Genomic DNA, 14841 nt, shown 5'->3' with positions numbered 1-14841 from the left:
CAAATTCCTTTCTTATGATCCAATCCATGCTCTTTCCTTGGAATGCTTCTCAAAGATAAATGGCTCTTCTATAAAAGGTATCGGTAAATCTAACTCATACTCAGTGGTGAGTTCAACATATTTATCTCCGCCATCCGAAAAAATATTAGGTATTTTTGCTGAAGTAACTTGTACATTATCTGTTTCAACAATGTTCATCTGTTCTTCAACTTCTAGATAATGAGTTACTACGGAGGTGAATACAGAGGCGGCTGCCCCTTCTACAGCAGCACCAGCCTGTTCTTTGATCGTATTGTAATTAGCTTCACCAAGTGTCGCAATGACTGATGTCTCAATTCTATTAATGTTCTCACTTAAGTCTCCATCCAACTCTGCATATTTCGGGATGCTACTTCCAGCATTCTTCACTTCATCAACGACCACCATTGCCGGATATAATTGCGTCGCTACTTGTTTAGTAGCTTCAGAAGTTGCCCGATTAATCGCAATATCTACTAATGCAAACTTAACCATATAAATTAAAAACACTAAAAACAATACAAAGAATGGCATGACGATTGCTGCTTCAAGAGTAATACTTCCATCTTCTTTTCTGACAAACCGCTTCATGTCTTCACCTCCTTAAGTACCACACTGTATGATAATACCGACTACTCCTCTGGTGCTTCCTCCGCTTCATCAGGGAACAGAATAAATTCTTTATCTCCATGCATCGAAATTCTGTAGTATTTAGCTTCCTTCACATCATAAATTATATTTCCTGTACTAACACCATCTCCTTCATCCGTCAACTCTTCTTCAAGTTCTCCAGTTTCCCTTTGATATGTAGTACGTTTATCGTCCCTTGCTACAGAACTCAAGAAATTAACCCCATAAAAATAATCATCAATTAAATTATCAATGGTAATGTTAACTACTAGAAAAAAATCATTTGAAGGCTCTACTCCGTCTATTTCGTCCGCAAAGTAAAAATGGTTTATTTTTTGGTTAATATGATCCTGGGATGCTGAATCTTCACTTTCATATTCTATCTCTTCACCTAAACGAACTGCATCTGGAAATTCTTCCATTGCTTCAGCAACTACATCATTTGAGTTACTGCCCTCCGACTCTTCAGCATCACTTGCCTCATCTTGCTCTTCAACTTCTGCTTCGTTTTCTTCTGGTGTGATTTCTTCAGTTGGTTCAGGATCTTTATTCTCTGTATCCTCAACTGGTTCCTCTGAATTACAAGCAGCTAAGGCTAAAATTGCTAATAAACTTGTAATTAAAAATAGATTTTTTTTCACTCAAATCTCTCCTTTTTTTTCATTTTATCATTACTTTCTAAAACATTTATTTCATGTTCGAGTAACTAATAATAAAATAGCATGATAGCTTAGTTATATTTCATTATAACCACTCTAATATCAAGCGAAGGGGGAAGGCCCCCTTCTCAAAGCACATTAGTTACTGGCATCTCCAGCTGACAACTCATAAGTTACATTTGTCGCTATCGACTCTAAGAAACCATAGTTAAAGTGTAAAATATATGAGTCAGATTCATTGTGTGAAAACAAAAACTCTCCCTCTTTTGTTTCACCAGGCTGAATCTCTTCTTCTCCAAAAACATCCACTGAAGAGTTTGATATGATGTAATCTGAACTAATGTCATCAGCATCAAATAGTATAGCTTCATAAATTTCTTCTGCAACAATAGGCGAATCACTAATATTTTTAACCTCAAATTGAACTAAAACAAATGTGTCTCTATCAGGCTGCTCTCCTTCAAAATCATCAAGAAATTCAAATGAATTAACAGTAAGCTCATAATCTCCCGATGGAGTTTGGACTTCTGTAGAATCTCCTAAACTTAATTGTTCTTCGCTATTATTTTCATTATCTGAAGTCTCATTTTCATCTTCATTCTCCTCTTGTGCTGGTGATTCAGTATCATCTTCAACATTATCTTGTGTTTCTTCTGTGTCCGGTGTTTCATCTTCATTTGGTTCCTGTGCCTCGTCATCATCAGAACTACATGCTATCAACGCCATTACCATAAATAAAGTTAACAAACTTAAGCGTAACATTCTCATAGTCATTCTCCTTTTAATAATTTCTTATTTGAAGTACACCTTCATATTTATTGCTACATAAAATACTTATTCTTAAATGTCTTTAAAATTTCTTAATAAGAGAAATGTGCTTCTTTTCCAAAAACAAATTTCCCGTCTTCTGCCTGCCCGTCCAGTACACCGACTAAATTTAGCATGTCTGCAACTTGTGGTACAAATATCAATCTTTCTGAAGTTTCCAAACTACCTTTTACATAGGTTTGCCTTTCTGTTAAATCCACACCTGTTTTCTTATCAATGACTGCCATTATTCTTTTAAAACGTGCATCGCTTAGCGGATTCAGAAACATAAACAAACGTAAATAATCATGGTATACCATAGGCAACTTGTCCTTAGGTGTTAATTTTTTATTTAGTAAAGGGGTTGACGCTCCACTTGCCATATCATTAACGTCTTTTGTTGAAAAAGATAAAGCATATGATAATGCTGCTATAAAAACTAGAAGAGGATGTCCTGCTGAACGAACCCATTCTTGTGTAAATGCATCAACAAATCGAATTGCAAATCGAATTGCAAATAATTGTCCCAATGCCATTGAATAATTAGCTCCTGCTGTATGTTGCCCGTATAGTATATACTCTACTTCTCGATTTTCAAATAAGAAATCACTGTAATTTGTTATACCTGTTGGCTCAGCACTTTCAAAGTATAATAAAACATATTCATTAATGTATAACTTATCTCTGGCATCTGCTAAAATACTTCCTATTCCACTGAATATTGAGTCTACAATATCCATAGCGCTACTAGCACTGCCTTTTGCATCTTCACCCAAGTCAAGTTCAGGAATATCTCCATCACTTTCAGAAACATATGCATTATATTTGTCGACTAATCCTTGAAGTTCCTGATAAACACCAACATCATCAGTTATGTTTTCTGCATCATTTAGCAATTCTTCCATTTCATCATTTAGATTTTCAGCTTCTTCTTCTAAATCTTCTTTTGGTTGGTCTAACTCATTTTCAAATTCTTTACGATCTTCACTCAATTTATCTGATCCAGAATTCACCCCTTCTTCACCATTCTGTACCATTTCTAGAGCCTCTGTTCGAATATTTTCTAGGTTAGAAGTTGTGGTATCGTCAATATTAATATTTTCAAATAATTCTGGTAATGTTTCTATCTTCGATACAGCATCATCCGTTGCACTAATGATTTGTTCAAAAAATTCACTATCATAAGGATAATCTTGTAATTTGCGGCTATTTTCAGAAATTTCTTGAGACACATCATCTACAGAGTTAACACCTTCTGGAGGTCCATCAATTAAATTTTCCTCTGCTTGTCCATAATTTTCTTCCGCATTGTTACCTGCTGTATCAACTATTTCTTGAATGCTATCATTCAAATCACTTGCTGTATTCATTTTTTCCTGGATATCTTTTACAGAATTAACGATTGAATTTGCTAACTCTTCCATATCTGATATTTTTTGTTCTGCTTGTTCTTTGAATATTTCTGCATTTTGTTCTAATTCCTCAATTTCCTCTTCGTTATCAGATACAGTCTGTTCATTGTCGCTAATTTGTTGTTCCTTTTCCTCTATTTCATCTTCTTTATCTTCAATTTCTTCTTCTAGTTCTTCAGCTGTTTTAGGTGGATCTAATTCTTCTCCAGATTTAACTTTTTCCAAATCTTCTTCTAAATCTTCTAACTCATCTCGAAGATCACTTAGTTGCTCATCAATTGTTTCATTATTTGAATTTTTATTGTTTATTTCATTTTGTAATTCATTAATATTACTATCAGTTTGACTATATGTATTATAGTGATGAACAATATCTCTATAATAATTAACATTTGGATAAACACTATATTCAGAGTTTGTTAAATTTAATTTAAATGTTTCTAAATCACTTAACACTTTGTCATATGTTTCTTCAGTTTCATCCAAAAGCTCTTCTCTTTCTTCAAAATCATCTTGAATTTTTTCTGCTGCATCTACAAACGCTGATGTTTCTTTTACTGCTGTAGTTAAAAACGAAAATTTCTCAATTAGCTCCTTTGCGATCTCAACAGGAGCTTTATATTTCATTTCTTCTAAAATTTGATGTTCCAAAATATCTTTATCAGCTAGTTCTCTTGAAAAGTCTATACTTGCACTTTCAACATTAGGATCAGTAAAACTAAATGCTTCATCGTTGGAAGTGGCTTCAATATTTGTTTCTAACAAGTCTTGATATTCTGATTCAATAGCATTACCATCAACTCCGAAAAGTCCGTAATCTCGCAGATCATTATCATAACTAGCCATAGCAGAGCGAACAGCACTTTGCAGCGCATACTCTGATTGTTGTTCAGCGGACATAATACGAGCATAATCGATCAATACCGCATTGAAGGCAAAGACCAATGCAATGATCATTACAAAAAAGATTGTCACAGCACCTTTAGTATCATATTTTAGTTTGTATAGAAATCTTCTCATAACCTATAACCTCACCTCTAAAAAGGTTTCTAATTGCTCGTAATAGATCCCATAACTTCTTTTCCATAATGAACAATGAAATCGGTTGTACGTATTAATTCAACAGGATCTTTTATAGACGCGCTGGTTTTTGCTGTGAATTCTTGATCTGCAAGTAAGTCGACAAAATCGGGCAGTTTAAGATTACCATTAACTGTGACTTTTACTCTTCTGTCAAAACCTAAAGCACTCGGCTCTTCAATTTGCACATCACCGCTTGTGAACATTGCACTTCCTTCTGTTCTCGCTCGTTCGATTTTGTCATCACCAGCACCCTTTAAACGGTTTGGAAATACTTTTTCAATAAATTGTTTTCCTATAAAGTTAGTACGCCAATACAGTCCATCACCATTATCCATCGTCGTATATGCATTGATAGGAAATTCACCTGTATCAAAATCCTTATAGCTGTTATCCCACGTAAACGAAGTGCGTTCAGCAATTAACTGAGCCTTTTGATAAATAACTACTTTTTCATAGATAACTAAACTGAACAATATTAATGCAATTGTCGTTATAAATATAATTGGGAAGACGAGGGATGCTTCAATAGTAAACATCCCTTTTTCATCTTTGCGGAGCATCTTCCACTTATTTTGCAATGAAAGGAACATATACAATACTCCCTTTTTAAAATTTATGGAGATGGTGGAGTAACATCTATTCCATCGATAATTTGCTCAACCCACTCAATAATCTGATTACCAAATAATATTGCAACAGCAACAAGTACGGCAACGATTAATAACAACTCTAATGTACCTAGACCATCTTCTTCAGTCCATAGATTAGTCAAAATTTTCTGCATGTTCTCTCACCTCCTTTAATGTGTTTAGCTAAGATGTATGCTAAAAAATTCTTAACGCAGGATATGCTATAATAATGAGTACTGCGATAAAAATTAGCACCATTGGAAACACGAGTTTAGAAGAAGCCTCTTCTCCTCGTTTCCGGGAAATTGCTTTACGTTTCTCCCATAAATCTCGTGATAGTTCCCGTAAGGATAACGCAAGTTGATTACCACCACGTTTATAATTCAATAGAATAGTAGTTGTGAAAACAGATACTTCTTGAACACCGCAACGTTTACTGAAATCCTCCATTACACCATTAAAGGAGTCACCGTTCTTTATTTTGACTACGGCATCATTCAGTTCTCGATATAACGGATGGTCTTGATCTGCTTTCATCATCGTACATCGAACTATTGCTTGCTGAACAGTTTCGCCGGCATTTACTAACAAAGCGATCTTACTAGCAAATTCTGGTAACTCAATAATAATGTCCTGTTTCCGCTTCTCCATTTTTTCATCTAGCTTTTTCACTGATACAAACGGAATAATAATTGCTAGAATAATAGCAAAAACGACAAACCTTACGTCACCACCATTTAGTACAGCAAATAAGCTACCTCCAGCCAAACAAAGTAAAATTACTGAAATCGTCTGCGCCAGAAACATTTTGGTATATTGTGGTACCTGTTTACCTGCAGAATAAAGAATAGCTACTTTAAACTGGATAGCAGTAATTTGTGTTGATAACCGCTCTATTAGTTTTACGCGATCTATTAACCATAAAGATGCAGGAGCCATAAATAAAAATTGAAAGTCTGCCTTATTTTCTTCGATAAACAATTTATATTTTGAGCCGGCAAATATAAAACAAACAACAACCAAACCGACTGCAAAAATGCTAAATATTGCGCTAATTAGCATATCTTACACCTCGATACTCATTATTCGTTGGCAAACCCAAAATGCGAGTGCAAGTAACGCCAAGCAAAATGTCATAACAATTGGACCAAATTCAGACCACTGATATAGTGGCTCCATGTAACCACCGGAAAAATAAGTTAACAAAGCAACAATGCCAATTGGTATCAATGTTAATGCATTCGACTCAAATCGTTTTTGGGCAACCATTACGGATATTTCCTGTTGGATTTCAAACTTTTCACTAATCATATTTGCTGTTCGTCTGATAACTTCTACTAAATCGCCACCTGTTCGTTTACAGGTAACAAATACATCTGTGAAGTTTGCAATATCCTCCACACCTGCTCTGGCACTGAATTCCTCTAGCATTCTTTCAATTGGCTCTCTATTTTCGAGACGTTTATTAATATGTTCAAATTCTTGAATGATCATCGTTTTTTTACCTGGATAGAGTAAATATAAGTCATTTGTTACTTCTCTAAAGGCATTCTCAATCGATCTCCCTGCTACAAGAGAGGACGACAATGAAAAGAGTGATTGTTGGAACTGTCGACTTAACTCAGCTTTGCGCTTTTGGATGATTTGCTTCTTTCTCATCTTTGGAAAATTGAGTCCGACAAGGCAGAACAACGCTGCTAAGATAACATTTTGATAAAAAATAAACCCTATTACAAATAAGAGTCCACAACCAACAATTACCCATAAAAGAAACTCACGACTACTGTATTTATAGGTGTTGTAGTTGGTCATGCCATGTTCATTGAAAGGAGGCTCTTCCACTTTTTTATTTTTCTTTGGTTTGCTTTGTTTCTTTTCTTTCTTTGCAACTTTTGCCTGTTGAAATCTTACCTGTTTTTCCGTAGATTCTTCATCATTTTTATTTTTCTTTCGATCCATAATAATAAACACAACAATCAATATGGCAACTGCCACTGTAGCAATAATAAAAATTTCTATTTGGATCACCCCTTTTTCACAGATTGATTCCTGACATTTCTAATTTCAGTCTGTTTTGTAACTTCGCACCGGTTGGTTTTAAAGATCCTACTACTTTACCTGCTGGTCCTTCACCTTCTTCAACAAATTCATACAATTGTGATAGTTGGACTTCTCCATCTTCTACTCCTAATACTTCACTTATAGCTACTACTTTCCTAGAGTGATCCCTTAACCTAGAAAGGTGTACCATAATATCAACTGCTGAACTAATTTGCTGACGGATTACTGGTATCGGAAAATTAGCCCCGCTTAACACCATTGTTTCCAATCTACTCAACATATCCTCTATCGAATTAGAGTGACCAGTTGACAGTGAACCATCGTGACCAGTATTCATTGCCTGGAGCATATCTAATGCTTCCACACCACGAACCTCCCCTACTACAACTCGGTCAGGTCGCATCCGTAGCGAGGATTTGATTAAATCGCGCATCGTGATTTCACCTTTACCTTCGGTGTTCGCATTCCGTGTTTCCATACTGACAAGGTTCGGTACACTTTTAATTTGCAACTCAGCTGAGTCCTCAATCGTTATGATTCTTTCTTCTTTCGGAATAAAGTTGGATAAAACATTTAAAAATGTAGTCTTACCTGAACCAGTACCTCCACTGATAAAAACATTGTATTTGGCACGGACCAGCTTTTCTAAAAAGTCTGCTACTTCTTCAGTAATTGAATCTTTCTTAACCAAATCTTTAATGGTTAACGGTTTTTCAGGGAATTTACGAATTGTCATGGTCGGACCTTTAAGTGCAATTGGTGGTAAAACCACATTAACCCGCGAACCATCTTGCAAACGAGCATCGACAATCGGAGATGAAGCATTAACTGTACGGTTAACCCTACCAACTATCATCTGAATAATATCTTCCAGTTTTTCAGAGGTTTCAAATTGCACATCACTTTGGAAAATTTGACCATCTTGTTCAATGAAAATTTCATCAAAACTATTAATCATAATCTCTGTTATGGAATGATCATCAATTAATGGCTGGAGTACATCCAGGCCTCGAAATGCATTGTACGTTCTATCAATCATCCATTTCATTTGCTTTGATGTTAATCTATGCTCATCCGCTCGCTGAAATACGTAGTGTTCAATATATTCATGCAGCGCTTTGTCTTCCATTGTCTGTCTTTCATTTAACATATCACGGACATGAGCGATAATGGATTCTGTTAATTCATGATTCTGTTCCATCTCATCCACCAACCTCACTTGCTACCTTGTTGCTTAAGGAATGAATGAGTTTTTGAATATACTCCTCAAACACCTGATTATTAAGTTGTTCTTTATTCACTAACTGCTTCCATTCTGGTATATAAGGAAGGTAGTGACCTATTTCTATTCCCATTTCTACTAAGCTAGGATCCATAGAACCCGTATATTTGTTTAGTACTAATTGCACTCGATCACTAAAGGAACCATCATTTGCAAAGCCATGTAACTCTTCTAATAGATAGCCAGTTTTGTGAAAACTGTACATATCATTTCCTAACAGCCAAATAACCTGATCGCTTTTCTTTAATGTAGTAAGCGAAATAGAATTTATCGTACTTTCTAGATCAACAATGATATAATCATAATCTTCTAATTTGATAAGATTATCTAATAGCAATTCTATTTCCTGCTCACTTAAATCTAGCATTTCTTCTGCGCTTGGCATGAAATAGAAGAAAGGTATACCTGTATTCTGATCTACCACCATCAATTCCTTCATTTTAGATTGCAATTCCTCAGCATTTGATTTCAAGTAATACAGTAGCGGAGAAGATGATGAAAGATGCTCAACATCAAAAAACAATGTACTACTATTGATTAACTCCAAATTAAGATAGAACACTGCTAGTCCATTTTCCTTCATTTGATTAGCTAAATGAAATGCTGTGGTTGTCTTACCCGTTCCGCCCGATGCTGAAAAGACGGAAATTACATTTGAACTTCCACTATGCGACTTCCCTTTACTAGGCTTCTTACCATCATGTTCATAATGCAAGGATAATACTTGTGAAATAACGTGACTTAGTGGCTGATATTTAAACAGCTCATTTTTAGATAGTTCTTCAGCCGCATCATTTACTAAATAGAGGAGAGTTTCGACACCTTCCATTTCTGGTTCTAGTTGTAGATCTTCAGTGGATAGCAAAAGGATATCTGTATGTTCATCACTTTCTAAATATTGTTGCAAGCTCTCATATCTAGAAAATAACTTCACATCAAACCTAGTCGCATACTCCGAAGTTCTAATATAATTAGCAAACAATTCTATATACTCTATATCAAGATCAAATAGAACAAGACGTAATTTCTTCATGGTACCTCCCCCTTTAAAAGAGTTTTATAATTCCACCTATTATAAATACTAGCGATAACACGGCTAATAAGACTGTTATTTTCATATGTAAATTCATTATTCGATTTCCTCCAAATATCACATCTGCTATTTTGCTGTATCACTTTTGAATTAATAGTTTTGTATGGATAAATTTCCACAAATTTCATGCATTCTAACACTACGTTTATTTAATCATATATGTATATAATTTCCATAGGTAAAAACGATTAATTAAAAACGATACAAAAGACTCATACAGCGTATTCCGATAAGTTAAATTAACTATTTATAGAAAATAAGATTTTATCAAACACAAATATAACACCATCACATAGCGATTTATGAAATAAGGTATAAAGAACCATTCATAAATCGACATTTATTGACAAGCTGATATTCATAGGTCATTTGGATTGCTCTTATTTGAAATAAATACCTCAAATTCATACTATTTGAAATCAAAGTTACTTGCGCGAGGCGATTTCTACCTAATTAATAAGCTATTATACCTTTCAAACTAATCTTAATTATGTGTATGTGATGAAAATATAAAGACAATATAATACAAATTTTGCATCCTTCTCTTCATATAATAAGCGCTTACATATCATTTTTGCACCATTTTGTCAATCCTTCTATCTCCTGCCATTGCAGGGGAATAGTACTTTTTTATGATCTATTATCTGTAGAAGTTTATTCTTTCATTGTTGGAAGATTAACTAGCAAAATTAGTTAGTTTTGTAAAAAACACTAGAAAAGCCAGGGTGTCATATGACGCAATTCCATCTGAGTTTACAAAATGAAGGAATTTTTAATTCGCGATGTTTTTAGAAAAAAAGAGGAGTTTATGACTATTTACTTTTTGTTGCGACTAATCCAAAAGTATTAGAAATGCTTAATAAAGAAATACCCTTAATCTAACATTTAATTCGTGAACAGCGAAGAGCAATAATTTTAAAAATGAATTATTATTCGTTAGCAACGAAAAATGACTATTCTTTACAGAATAGCCATTTACCGTTTATGCTAGTTTATGTCCGCAATTTCCACAAAAGTTCATTCCTGCTGTTTTGTTCCCACAATTCGGACAAAAATTAGGAATTGCGCCTGATTGATTATTATTTTGTTGTGGCTGGCTTTGTTGTTGTGGATTCGATGATTGACTTTGATTCATGCCTTTCACCATTTCCTGGGCCATGTTCATGCCCATCATCATCCCAGCCATGTCCGTTGCTGTATTGCCGCCTTCTGATTTTCCAGAAGCAATCGCATCTGTCATCGAAACATCCTTATATCGATTCATATCACCTATCATGCCATGTGAAGCAGACTTGGTGATCATCTCTTGTATTTCTTTAGGATAATTGAAACTCATAATATTAAAGCGCGTGATTTCCAATCCATCACTGTTAACTTGCATGTCTAAATCCTCTTGGATTCCATTGCCGATCTCAAAGGAATTTGCCTGAAGATTGAACATATCTTTGCCTTCTCTAGTTATCCATTTCATTAACAACTGATCCAGAATCGCCGTAATACGTAAACGAACATCCTCAACTAAGTAACTGTCCTTCACACCTGCTACATTGTCGATTAGTTTCACATAATCGGTTACTTTAAATTGAAACGTACCATTTGCACGAATAGGCATTCCGCCTGGTAGCTGCGGGGTTGGAATATTAATCGCATTTTTTGTTCCCCACTTGACGATAAATTCTTTGGTGTTAACGAAGAGCACTTCCACTCGCATCCCACTGTTAAAACCAAATTTGAATCCTTTTAGTGTCGATAAAAAAGGAACGATCTCTGATTCTACCTCATATTCCCCCTCATCCTTAAACACACCTTCAATTTTTCCTTGGTCAAAGAAGATAGCATCCTGGCCAGGACGGATAATTAATTTACTTCCTTTTTTGATTTCACGATTGTTCCATTTCCAAAAAATCATGTCATCTCTGAACTCTTCCCATTCCACTACATTAGCTAATTGTCCTCTAAAAAAACTCATCATGCTATCAAATCCTTTCTATACTTTTTAAAATCCACCACGGCTGCCGGTATGAGAATGACCACCTTTAGTCACTCCACCACCTCCGCCATCACTTCGGTTATTATTTTTTTGAATTTTCGTTTTTTGAACAGACTTTCTAATATACGTATCTCGTTTCTTTACGATTCGTGAATTTTGTGGATCCATATATGTTTGGTGATTAACGGTGACACGTCCACCCATATTAAAAATCATCGATCCAACAACAACTCCACCTATCACTATTGCTACTACTAACTGAAACCAAGTTTTTAAGAATATACTATCAGGGTTAATAATAGGACTTACCCTTAAATATTGATCGACTTTCTCAAAAAATTGCTTAGAGGCTTCTGTGTAGTTATCAGCTGACAAATTAGGGGTAATATGTTCTCGAATCTGCGTTAATCGTTCATCTGATAAATATTCCTGTGTAGCTCCAAAACCAGCTAAATAAACTTCTCGCTCACTCATATCGATCGTTAAGATTGCCGTATCACCAGGGGTGTTTTCATCATAGAAATCTTGTGTATACTCCTTAACATCTCTATTCCCAGGATCATCAGTAGTAACAATGAGAAAATCGGTTTCGTTTTCTTCACTATATTCTTTTGCTAACTGTTCAAGTTCTGATACCTTCGCGTTATCAAAAATGCCGGCATCATCATAAATATACTGCTTATCTGCCATTACTGGTATCGTTAATAAGGTTAAAAAAACTAGTAGAATGAAAAAGAAAGAAAAACTCAACTTAACATTTTTCATAAAAGGTCACCGCCTAACAGTAATGCGATCGTTTTAAACACAACAAACGCTCCACCAGAAATGCTTCCAAACCAAATCGCGGCTTTTCGATAGCTCAACGGTGGTTTACCAACAATTTTCCCAGTCTGTCCGTTCATCGCAAAAGTATGTTCCTGTTTATCAAAGTCATAATAAACCATCCAGACAGGTAACAACGCATAATAACTATTTTTTTGCTTTGTATCAATATTTTTTTGTTGATATTGAACTGTTGAATAACCTGAAATTGTCGAGGAAACATAAGAATCTATGAAAGTCTTAATCTTTTCTTTTACTCTACCAAGCAATTCTTTATCCGTGTAATTGTATTTTTCCGCTAAGTAGCCTGCTAAATAGGGCGTTTTAAATTCTTTGAGTTCATTATAATGATAAGGCTCCAGTTTATCCATTAACGCATCATCCATTTTTTCTGATGCATCTACCGGTACCTTCAAATAGTTGACGTCAAGATCACGATATACGTTATAGTAACGTGTTTCTTTATAGCGATAATCCCCTCTGCGATATGTTCTTACCTTCGTAGCAGTTGCTTTTACTTCGACATCATTATCTAAATCGTACATCCAAAATGGCACATACATACCTGTGATGCTCTTCACTCGGTCTGCTGTCATGAATCCTTTCGGTGTCAATCTACCATTTTTACACCATTTTTTGAACGCCTGCTTCGCCTCTTCTTTACTTATTGTAAAAGGAATCACTTTAGTTGGCGCAAGATCACCAGACAATCGATCAGCTAAGACGACTCCTGCACCACAAAAACTACAGGATGTAGCTGTAGTATCTGCATCTGTTAACACAACAGCTCCACAGTTTTCACATTGATATTCTTTTGCCTCATCTTCTTCAAATGATTGCGTGATATGGAGATCCTCATATGTATCAATATGTTCTTCTTTTCCACAGCTATCACAGGAAAGATGTCCTGATTCACTGTCGAAGGCCATATCCGAACCACAATTCGGACACTTATAATGTACTAACATCGTTCTCACCTCTATTTTATTGTAAGGAGTCTTCCCGTAGTTCTAATAATGCTTCAGCTTCGGCTAGTTCTCGCCTAACCTGTTCTTCATATTTTTCAGATTCTGCCAAGGACTCGGCTATTTGTTTGTTAGCCTTTGCCCCGTTTTTCATTGCACGGAGATACTCTAGGTTCTCACCTTGTCTGTGTTGTAGTGTTTGGTATGTATCTTCTAGCTTTTTCGCTTTTTGCGCAAGCCCTATTTTTTTCGTTTCTAACTCATGCATTTCTGTTTTGGCTTGCTGTTTCTGAAGGCCAAACGTATTCGACTGAGCTTGTTGTGTTGCTTGTTCTTCATATCTTTCGAATTTCTCCACCTTGCTTTGTTGTTCTACTATTTGCTGATTAAGGCGATGAAGTTGTGCTCTATTAGTATCGACTTTTGCTTTCAGTTCTCGCATTGTTTGTTCAATATCTTTTTGGACTTGATGTAATTTAGTTTGATCACTTTTGATGTTGCTTTTTATAATTTTTTTTGCCCTGCTAAACAATCCCAAACTTATCACCTCTTTCATTCTATATTAATTATATACGAAAGAAGGTAAATTTTGTTTCATTTTGCAAAATATGATTGTACTAAATTTAAAGCACACATTTAAAAACCCGTTTCGCTTTTTTCGAAACGGGTTAGTCCTTCTACCTTATTTGATATTCATTTTAATTAAGTATTTTTTAACTTGGTTCGATCAGGCCATATTTGCCGTCACGACGTTTATATACAACATTCGTAGTACCTGTATCTGAATTTTCGAAAACGAAGAATACGTGTCCTAACATGTCCATTTGTAACACTGCTTCTTCTGAATCCATTGGTTTTAAATCAAACCGTTTCGTTCTTACAATTTCTATGTCTTCATCATCAAATATTTCTTCTTCTCTTAATAGAGCTGCTTCTTTTTCCAGTTCTGCAAATACGTGCTTTGGCGCACCTTGCTGACGGAATTTACGGTTCACTTTTGTTTTATGCTTACGAATTTGCCTTTCTAGTTTGTCAACAACAAGATCGATCGCAGCGTATAAATCCATGTGGTGTTCCTCTGCTCTCAACAATAAGTTTGTCATCGGAATCGTTACTTCAATTTGCTGCTCGTCATTATAGACACTTATATTAACATTTACATCAGAAGTGGGAGGAGTGTCAAAATATCTTTCCAACTTTCCTATTTTTCTCTCGACATACTCCTTAATGGCACTTGTCACTTCTACATTTTCTCCTCGGATGTTATATTTCATGAAAAGTGTCCTCCTTTCAAACTATCAAGCTATAATAAGCTATATATCTATAATACCACAGTTTGTAAAAGTTAAACGAGTAAAATGTGAATAAATTTCATAATATTTTTACAATT

15 protein-coding genes are annotated in these 14841 nt (G+C 35.2%); all 15 read right to left on the bottom strand.

From position 1 onward, the window contains the following. Window positions 1-12: 12 nt before the first annotated feature. The 15 genes from GI584_RS08715 to hpf all read right to left on the bottom strand — a co-directional run bounded on the left by GI584_RS08715 (window position 13) and on the right by hpf (window position 14725). The gene (locus tag GI584_RS08715) at window positions 13-609 is read right to left on the bottom strand and encodes a TadE/TadG family type IV pilus assembly protein (RefSeq protein WP_100361054.1); all 597 of its coding nucleotides are present in this window, start codon (window positions 607-609) and stop codon (window positions 13-15) included. Between the two features lie 41 nt (window positions 610-650). Next, a complete protein-coding gene (locus tag GI584_RS08710) occupies window positions 651-1289 on the bottom strand; it encodes a hypothetical protein (protein ID WP_153790992.1) in 639 nt (212 codons plus the stop codon). Between the two features lie 156 nt (window positions 1290-1445). Then, window positions 1446-2075 carry a DUF4352 domain-containing protein gene (locus GI584_RS08705; RefSeq protein WP_194842169.1) on the bottom strand — a complete coding sequence of 210 codons (630 nt, stop codon included), beginning with the start codon at window positions 2073-2075 and terminating at the stop codon, window positions 1446-1448. A 92-nt stretch (window positions 2076-2167) separates the two neighbouring features. Further along, window positions 2168-4546 (bottom strand): hypothetical protein, encoded by a 2379-nt coding sequence (locus tag GI584_RS08700; RefSeq protein ID WP_153790990.1) that lies wholly within the window; start codon window positions 4544-4546, stop codon window positions 2168-2170. Window positions 4547-4575: 29 nt separating this feature from the next. Then, on the bottom strand, window positions 4576-5199 hold the full coding sequence (locus tag GI584_RS08695) for a TadE/TadG family type IV pilus assembly protein (RefSeq protein WP_100361058.1): 624 nt from the start codon (window positions 5197-5199) through the stop codon (window positions 4576-4578). A 23-nt stretch (window positions 5200-5222) separates the two neighbouring features. Next, on the bottom strand, window positions 5223-5393 hold the full coding sequence (locus tag GI584_RS08690) for a Flp1 family type IVb pilin (protein WP_153790988.1): 171 nt from the start codon (window positions 5391-5393) through the stop codon (window positions 5223-5225). Between the two features lie 40 nt (window positions 5394-5433). Then, window positions 5434-6300, bottom strand: a complete 867-nt coding sequence (locus tag GI584_RS08685; protein ID WP_153790987.1) for a type II secretion system F family protein — start codon at window positions 6298-6300, stop codon at window positions 5434-5436. 3 nt (window positions 6301-6303) lie between these two features. Beyond that, window positions 6304-7266 (bottom strand): type II secretion system F family protein, encoded by a 963-nt coding sequence (locus GI584_RS08680; RefSeq protein WP_228552374.1) that lies wholly within the window; start codon window positions 7264-7266, stop codon window positions 6304-6306. 7 nt (window positions 7267-7273) lie between these two features. Further along, window positions 7274-8500 carry a TadA family conjugal transfer-associated ATPase gene (locus GI584_RS08675; RefSeq protein ID WP_153790986.1) on the bottom strand — a complete coding sequence of 409 codons (1227 nt, stop codon included), beginning with the start codon at window positions 8498-8500 and terminating at the stop codon, window positions 7274-7276. Window position 8501: 1 nt separating this feature from the next. Continuing rightward, the gene (locus GI584_RS08670; RefSeq protein ID WP_153790985.1) at window positions 8502-9614 is read right to left on the bottom strand and encodes an AAA family ATPase; all 1113 of its coding nucleotides are present in this window, start codon (window positions 9612-9614) and stop codon (window positions 8502-8504) included. Between the two features lie 1042 nt (window positions 9615-10656). Continuing rightward, on the bottom strand, window positions 10657-11643 hold the full coding sequence (locus GI584_RS08665; RefSeq protein ID WP_153792954.1) for an SPFH domain-containing protein: 987 nt from the start codon (window positions 11641-11643) through the stop codon (window positions 10657-10659). A gap of 27 nt (window positions 11644-11670) precedes the next feature. Then, on the bottom strand, window positions 11671-12429 hold the full coding sequence (locus GI584_RS08660; protein ID WP_153790984.1) for a TPM domain-containing protein: 759 nt from the start codon (window positions 12427-12429) through the stop codon (window positions 11671-11673). Beyond that, complete coding sequence (locus tag GI584_RS08655) at window positions 12426-13454, bottom strand: TFIIB-type zinc ribbon-containing protein (protein WP_153790983.1); 1029 nt, start codon at window positions 13452-13454, stop codon at window positions 12426-12428. Before GI584_RS08655 ends, GI584_RS08660 begins: the two co-directional genes overlap by 4 nt. Before the next feature lie 16 nt (window positions 13455-13470). Beyond that, window positions 13471-13989, bottom strand: coding sequence for a hypothetical protein (locus tag GI584_RS08650; RefSeq protein ID WP_194842168.1), 519 nt, complete (start codon window positions 13987-13989; stop codon window positions 13471-13473). Between the two features lie 175 nt (window positions 13990-14164). After that, window positions 14165-14725 (bottom strand): ribosome hibernation-promoting factor, HPF/YfiA family, encoded by a 561-nt coding sequence (hpf, locus tag GI584_RS08645; protein WP_100361066.1) that lies wholly within the window; start codon window positions 14723-14725, stop codon window positions 14165-14167. Between the last annotated feature and the right edge of the window lie 116 nt (window positions 14726-14841).

It is taken from the genome of Gracilibacillus salitolerans, from assembly GCF_009650095.1.
Taxonomy (GTDB): Bacteria; Bacillota; Bacilli; order Bacillales; family Amphibacillaceae; genus Gracilibacillus; species Gracilibacillus salitolerans.
The sequence above is the reverse complement of the archived record's forward strand: the minus strand, read 5'-3'. Positions and strand labels throughout refer to the sequence as shown.

What these genes read in the sequence shown, in the direction of transcription:
- GI584_RS08700 (WP_153790990.1), bottom strand. Translation starts at nt 4,546, where the DNA reads ATGAGAAGATTTCTATACAAACTAAAATATGATACTAAAGGTGCTGTG.
- GI584_RS08685 (WP_153790987.1), bottom strand. Translation starts at nt 6,300, where the DNA reads ATGCTAATTAGCGCAATATTTAGCATTTTTGCAGTCGGTTTGGTTGTT.
- GI584_RS08690 (WP_153790988.1), bottom strand. Translation starts at nt 5,393, where the DNA reads ATGCAGAAAATTTTGACTAATCTATGGACTGAAGAAGATGGTCTAGGT.
- GI584_RS08695 (WP_100361058.1), bottom strand. Translation starts at nt 5,199, where the DNA reads ATGTTCCTTTCATTGCAAAATAAGTGGAAGATGCTCCGCAAAGATGAA.
- GI584_RS08655 (WP_153790983.1), bottom strand. Translation starts at nt 13,454, where the DNA reads ATGTTAGTACATTATAAGTGTCCGAATTGTGGTTCGGATATGGCCTTC.
- GI584_RS08675 (WP_153790986.1), bottom strand. Translation starts at nt 8,500, where the DNA reads ATGGAACAGAATCATGAATTAACAGAATCCATTATCGCTCATGTCCGT.
- GI584_RS08705 (WP_194842169.1), bottom strand. Translation starts at nt 2,075, where the DNA reads ATGAGAATGTTACGCTTAAGTTTGTTAACTTTATTTATGGTAATGGCG.
- hpf (WP_100361066.1), bottom strand. Translation starts at nt 14,725, where the DNA reads ATGAAATATAACATCCGAGGAGAAAATGTAGAAGTGACAAGTGCCATT.
- GI584_RS08715 (WP_100361054.1), bottom strand. Translation starts at nt 609, where the DNA reads ATGAAGCGGTTTGTCAGAAAAGAAGATGGAAGTATTACTCTTGAAGCA.
- GI584_RS08670 (WP_153790985.1), bottom strand. Translation starts at nt 9,614, where the DNA reads ATGAAGAAATTACGTCTTGTTCTATTTGATCTTGATATAGAGTATATA.
- GI584_RS08660 (WP_153790984.1), bottom strand. Translation starts at nt 12,429, where the DNA reads ATGAAAAATGTTAAGTTGAGTTTTTCTTTCTTTTTCATTCTACTAGTT.
- GI584_RS08665 (WP_153792954.1), bottom strand. Translation starts at nt 11,643, where the DNA reads ATGAGTTTTTTTAGAGGACAATTAGCTAATGTAGTGGAATGGGAAGAG.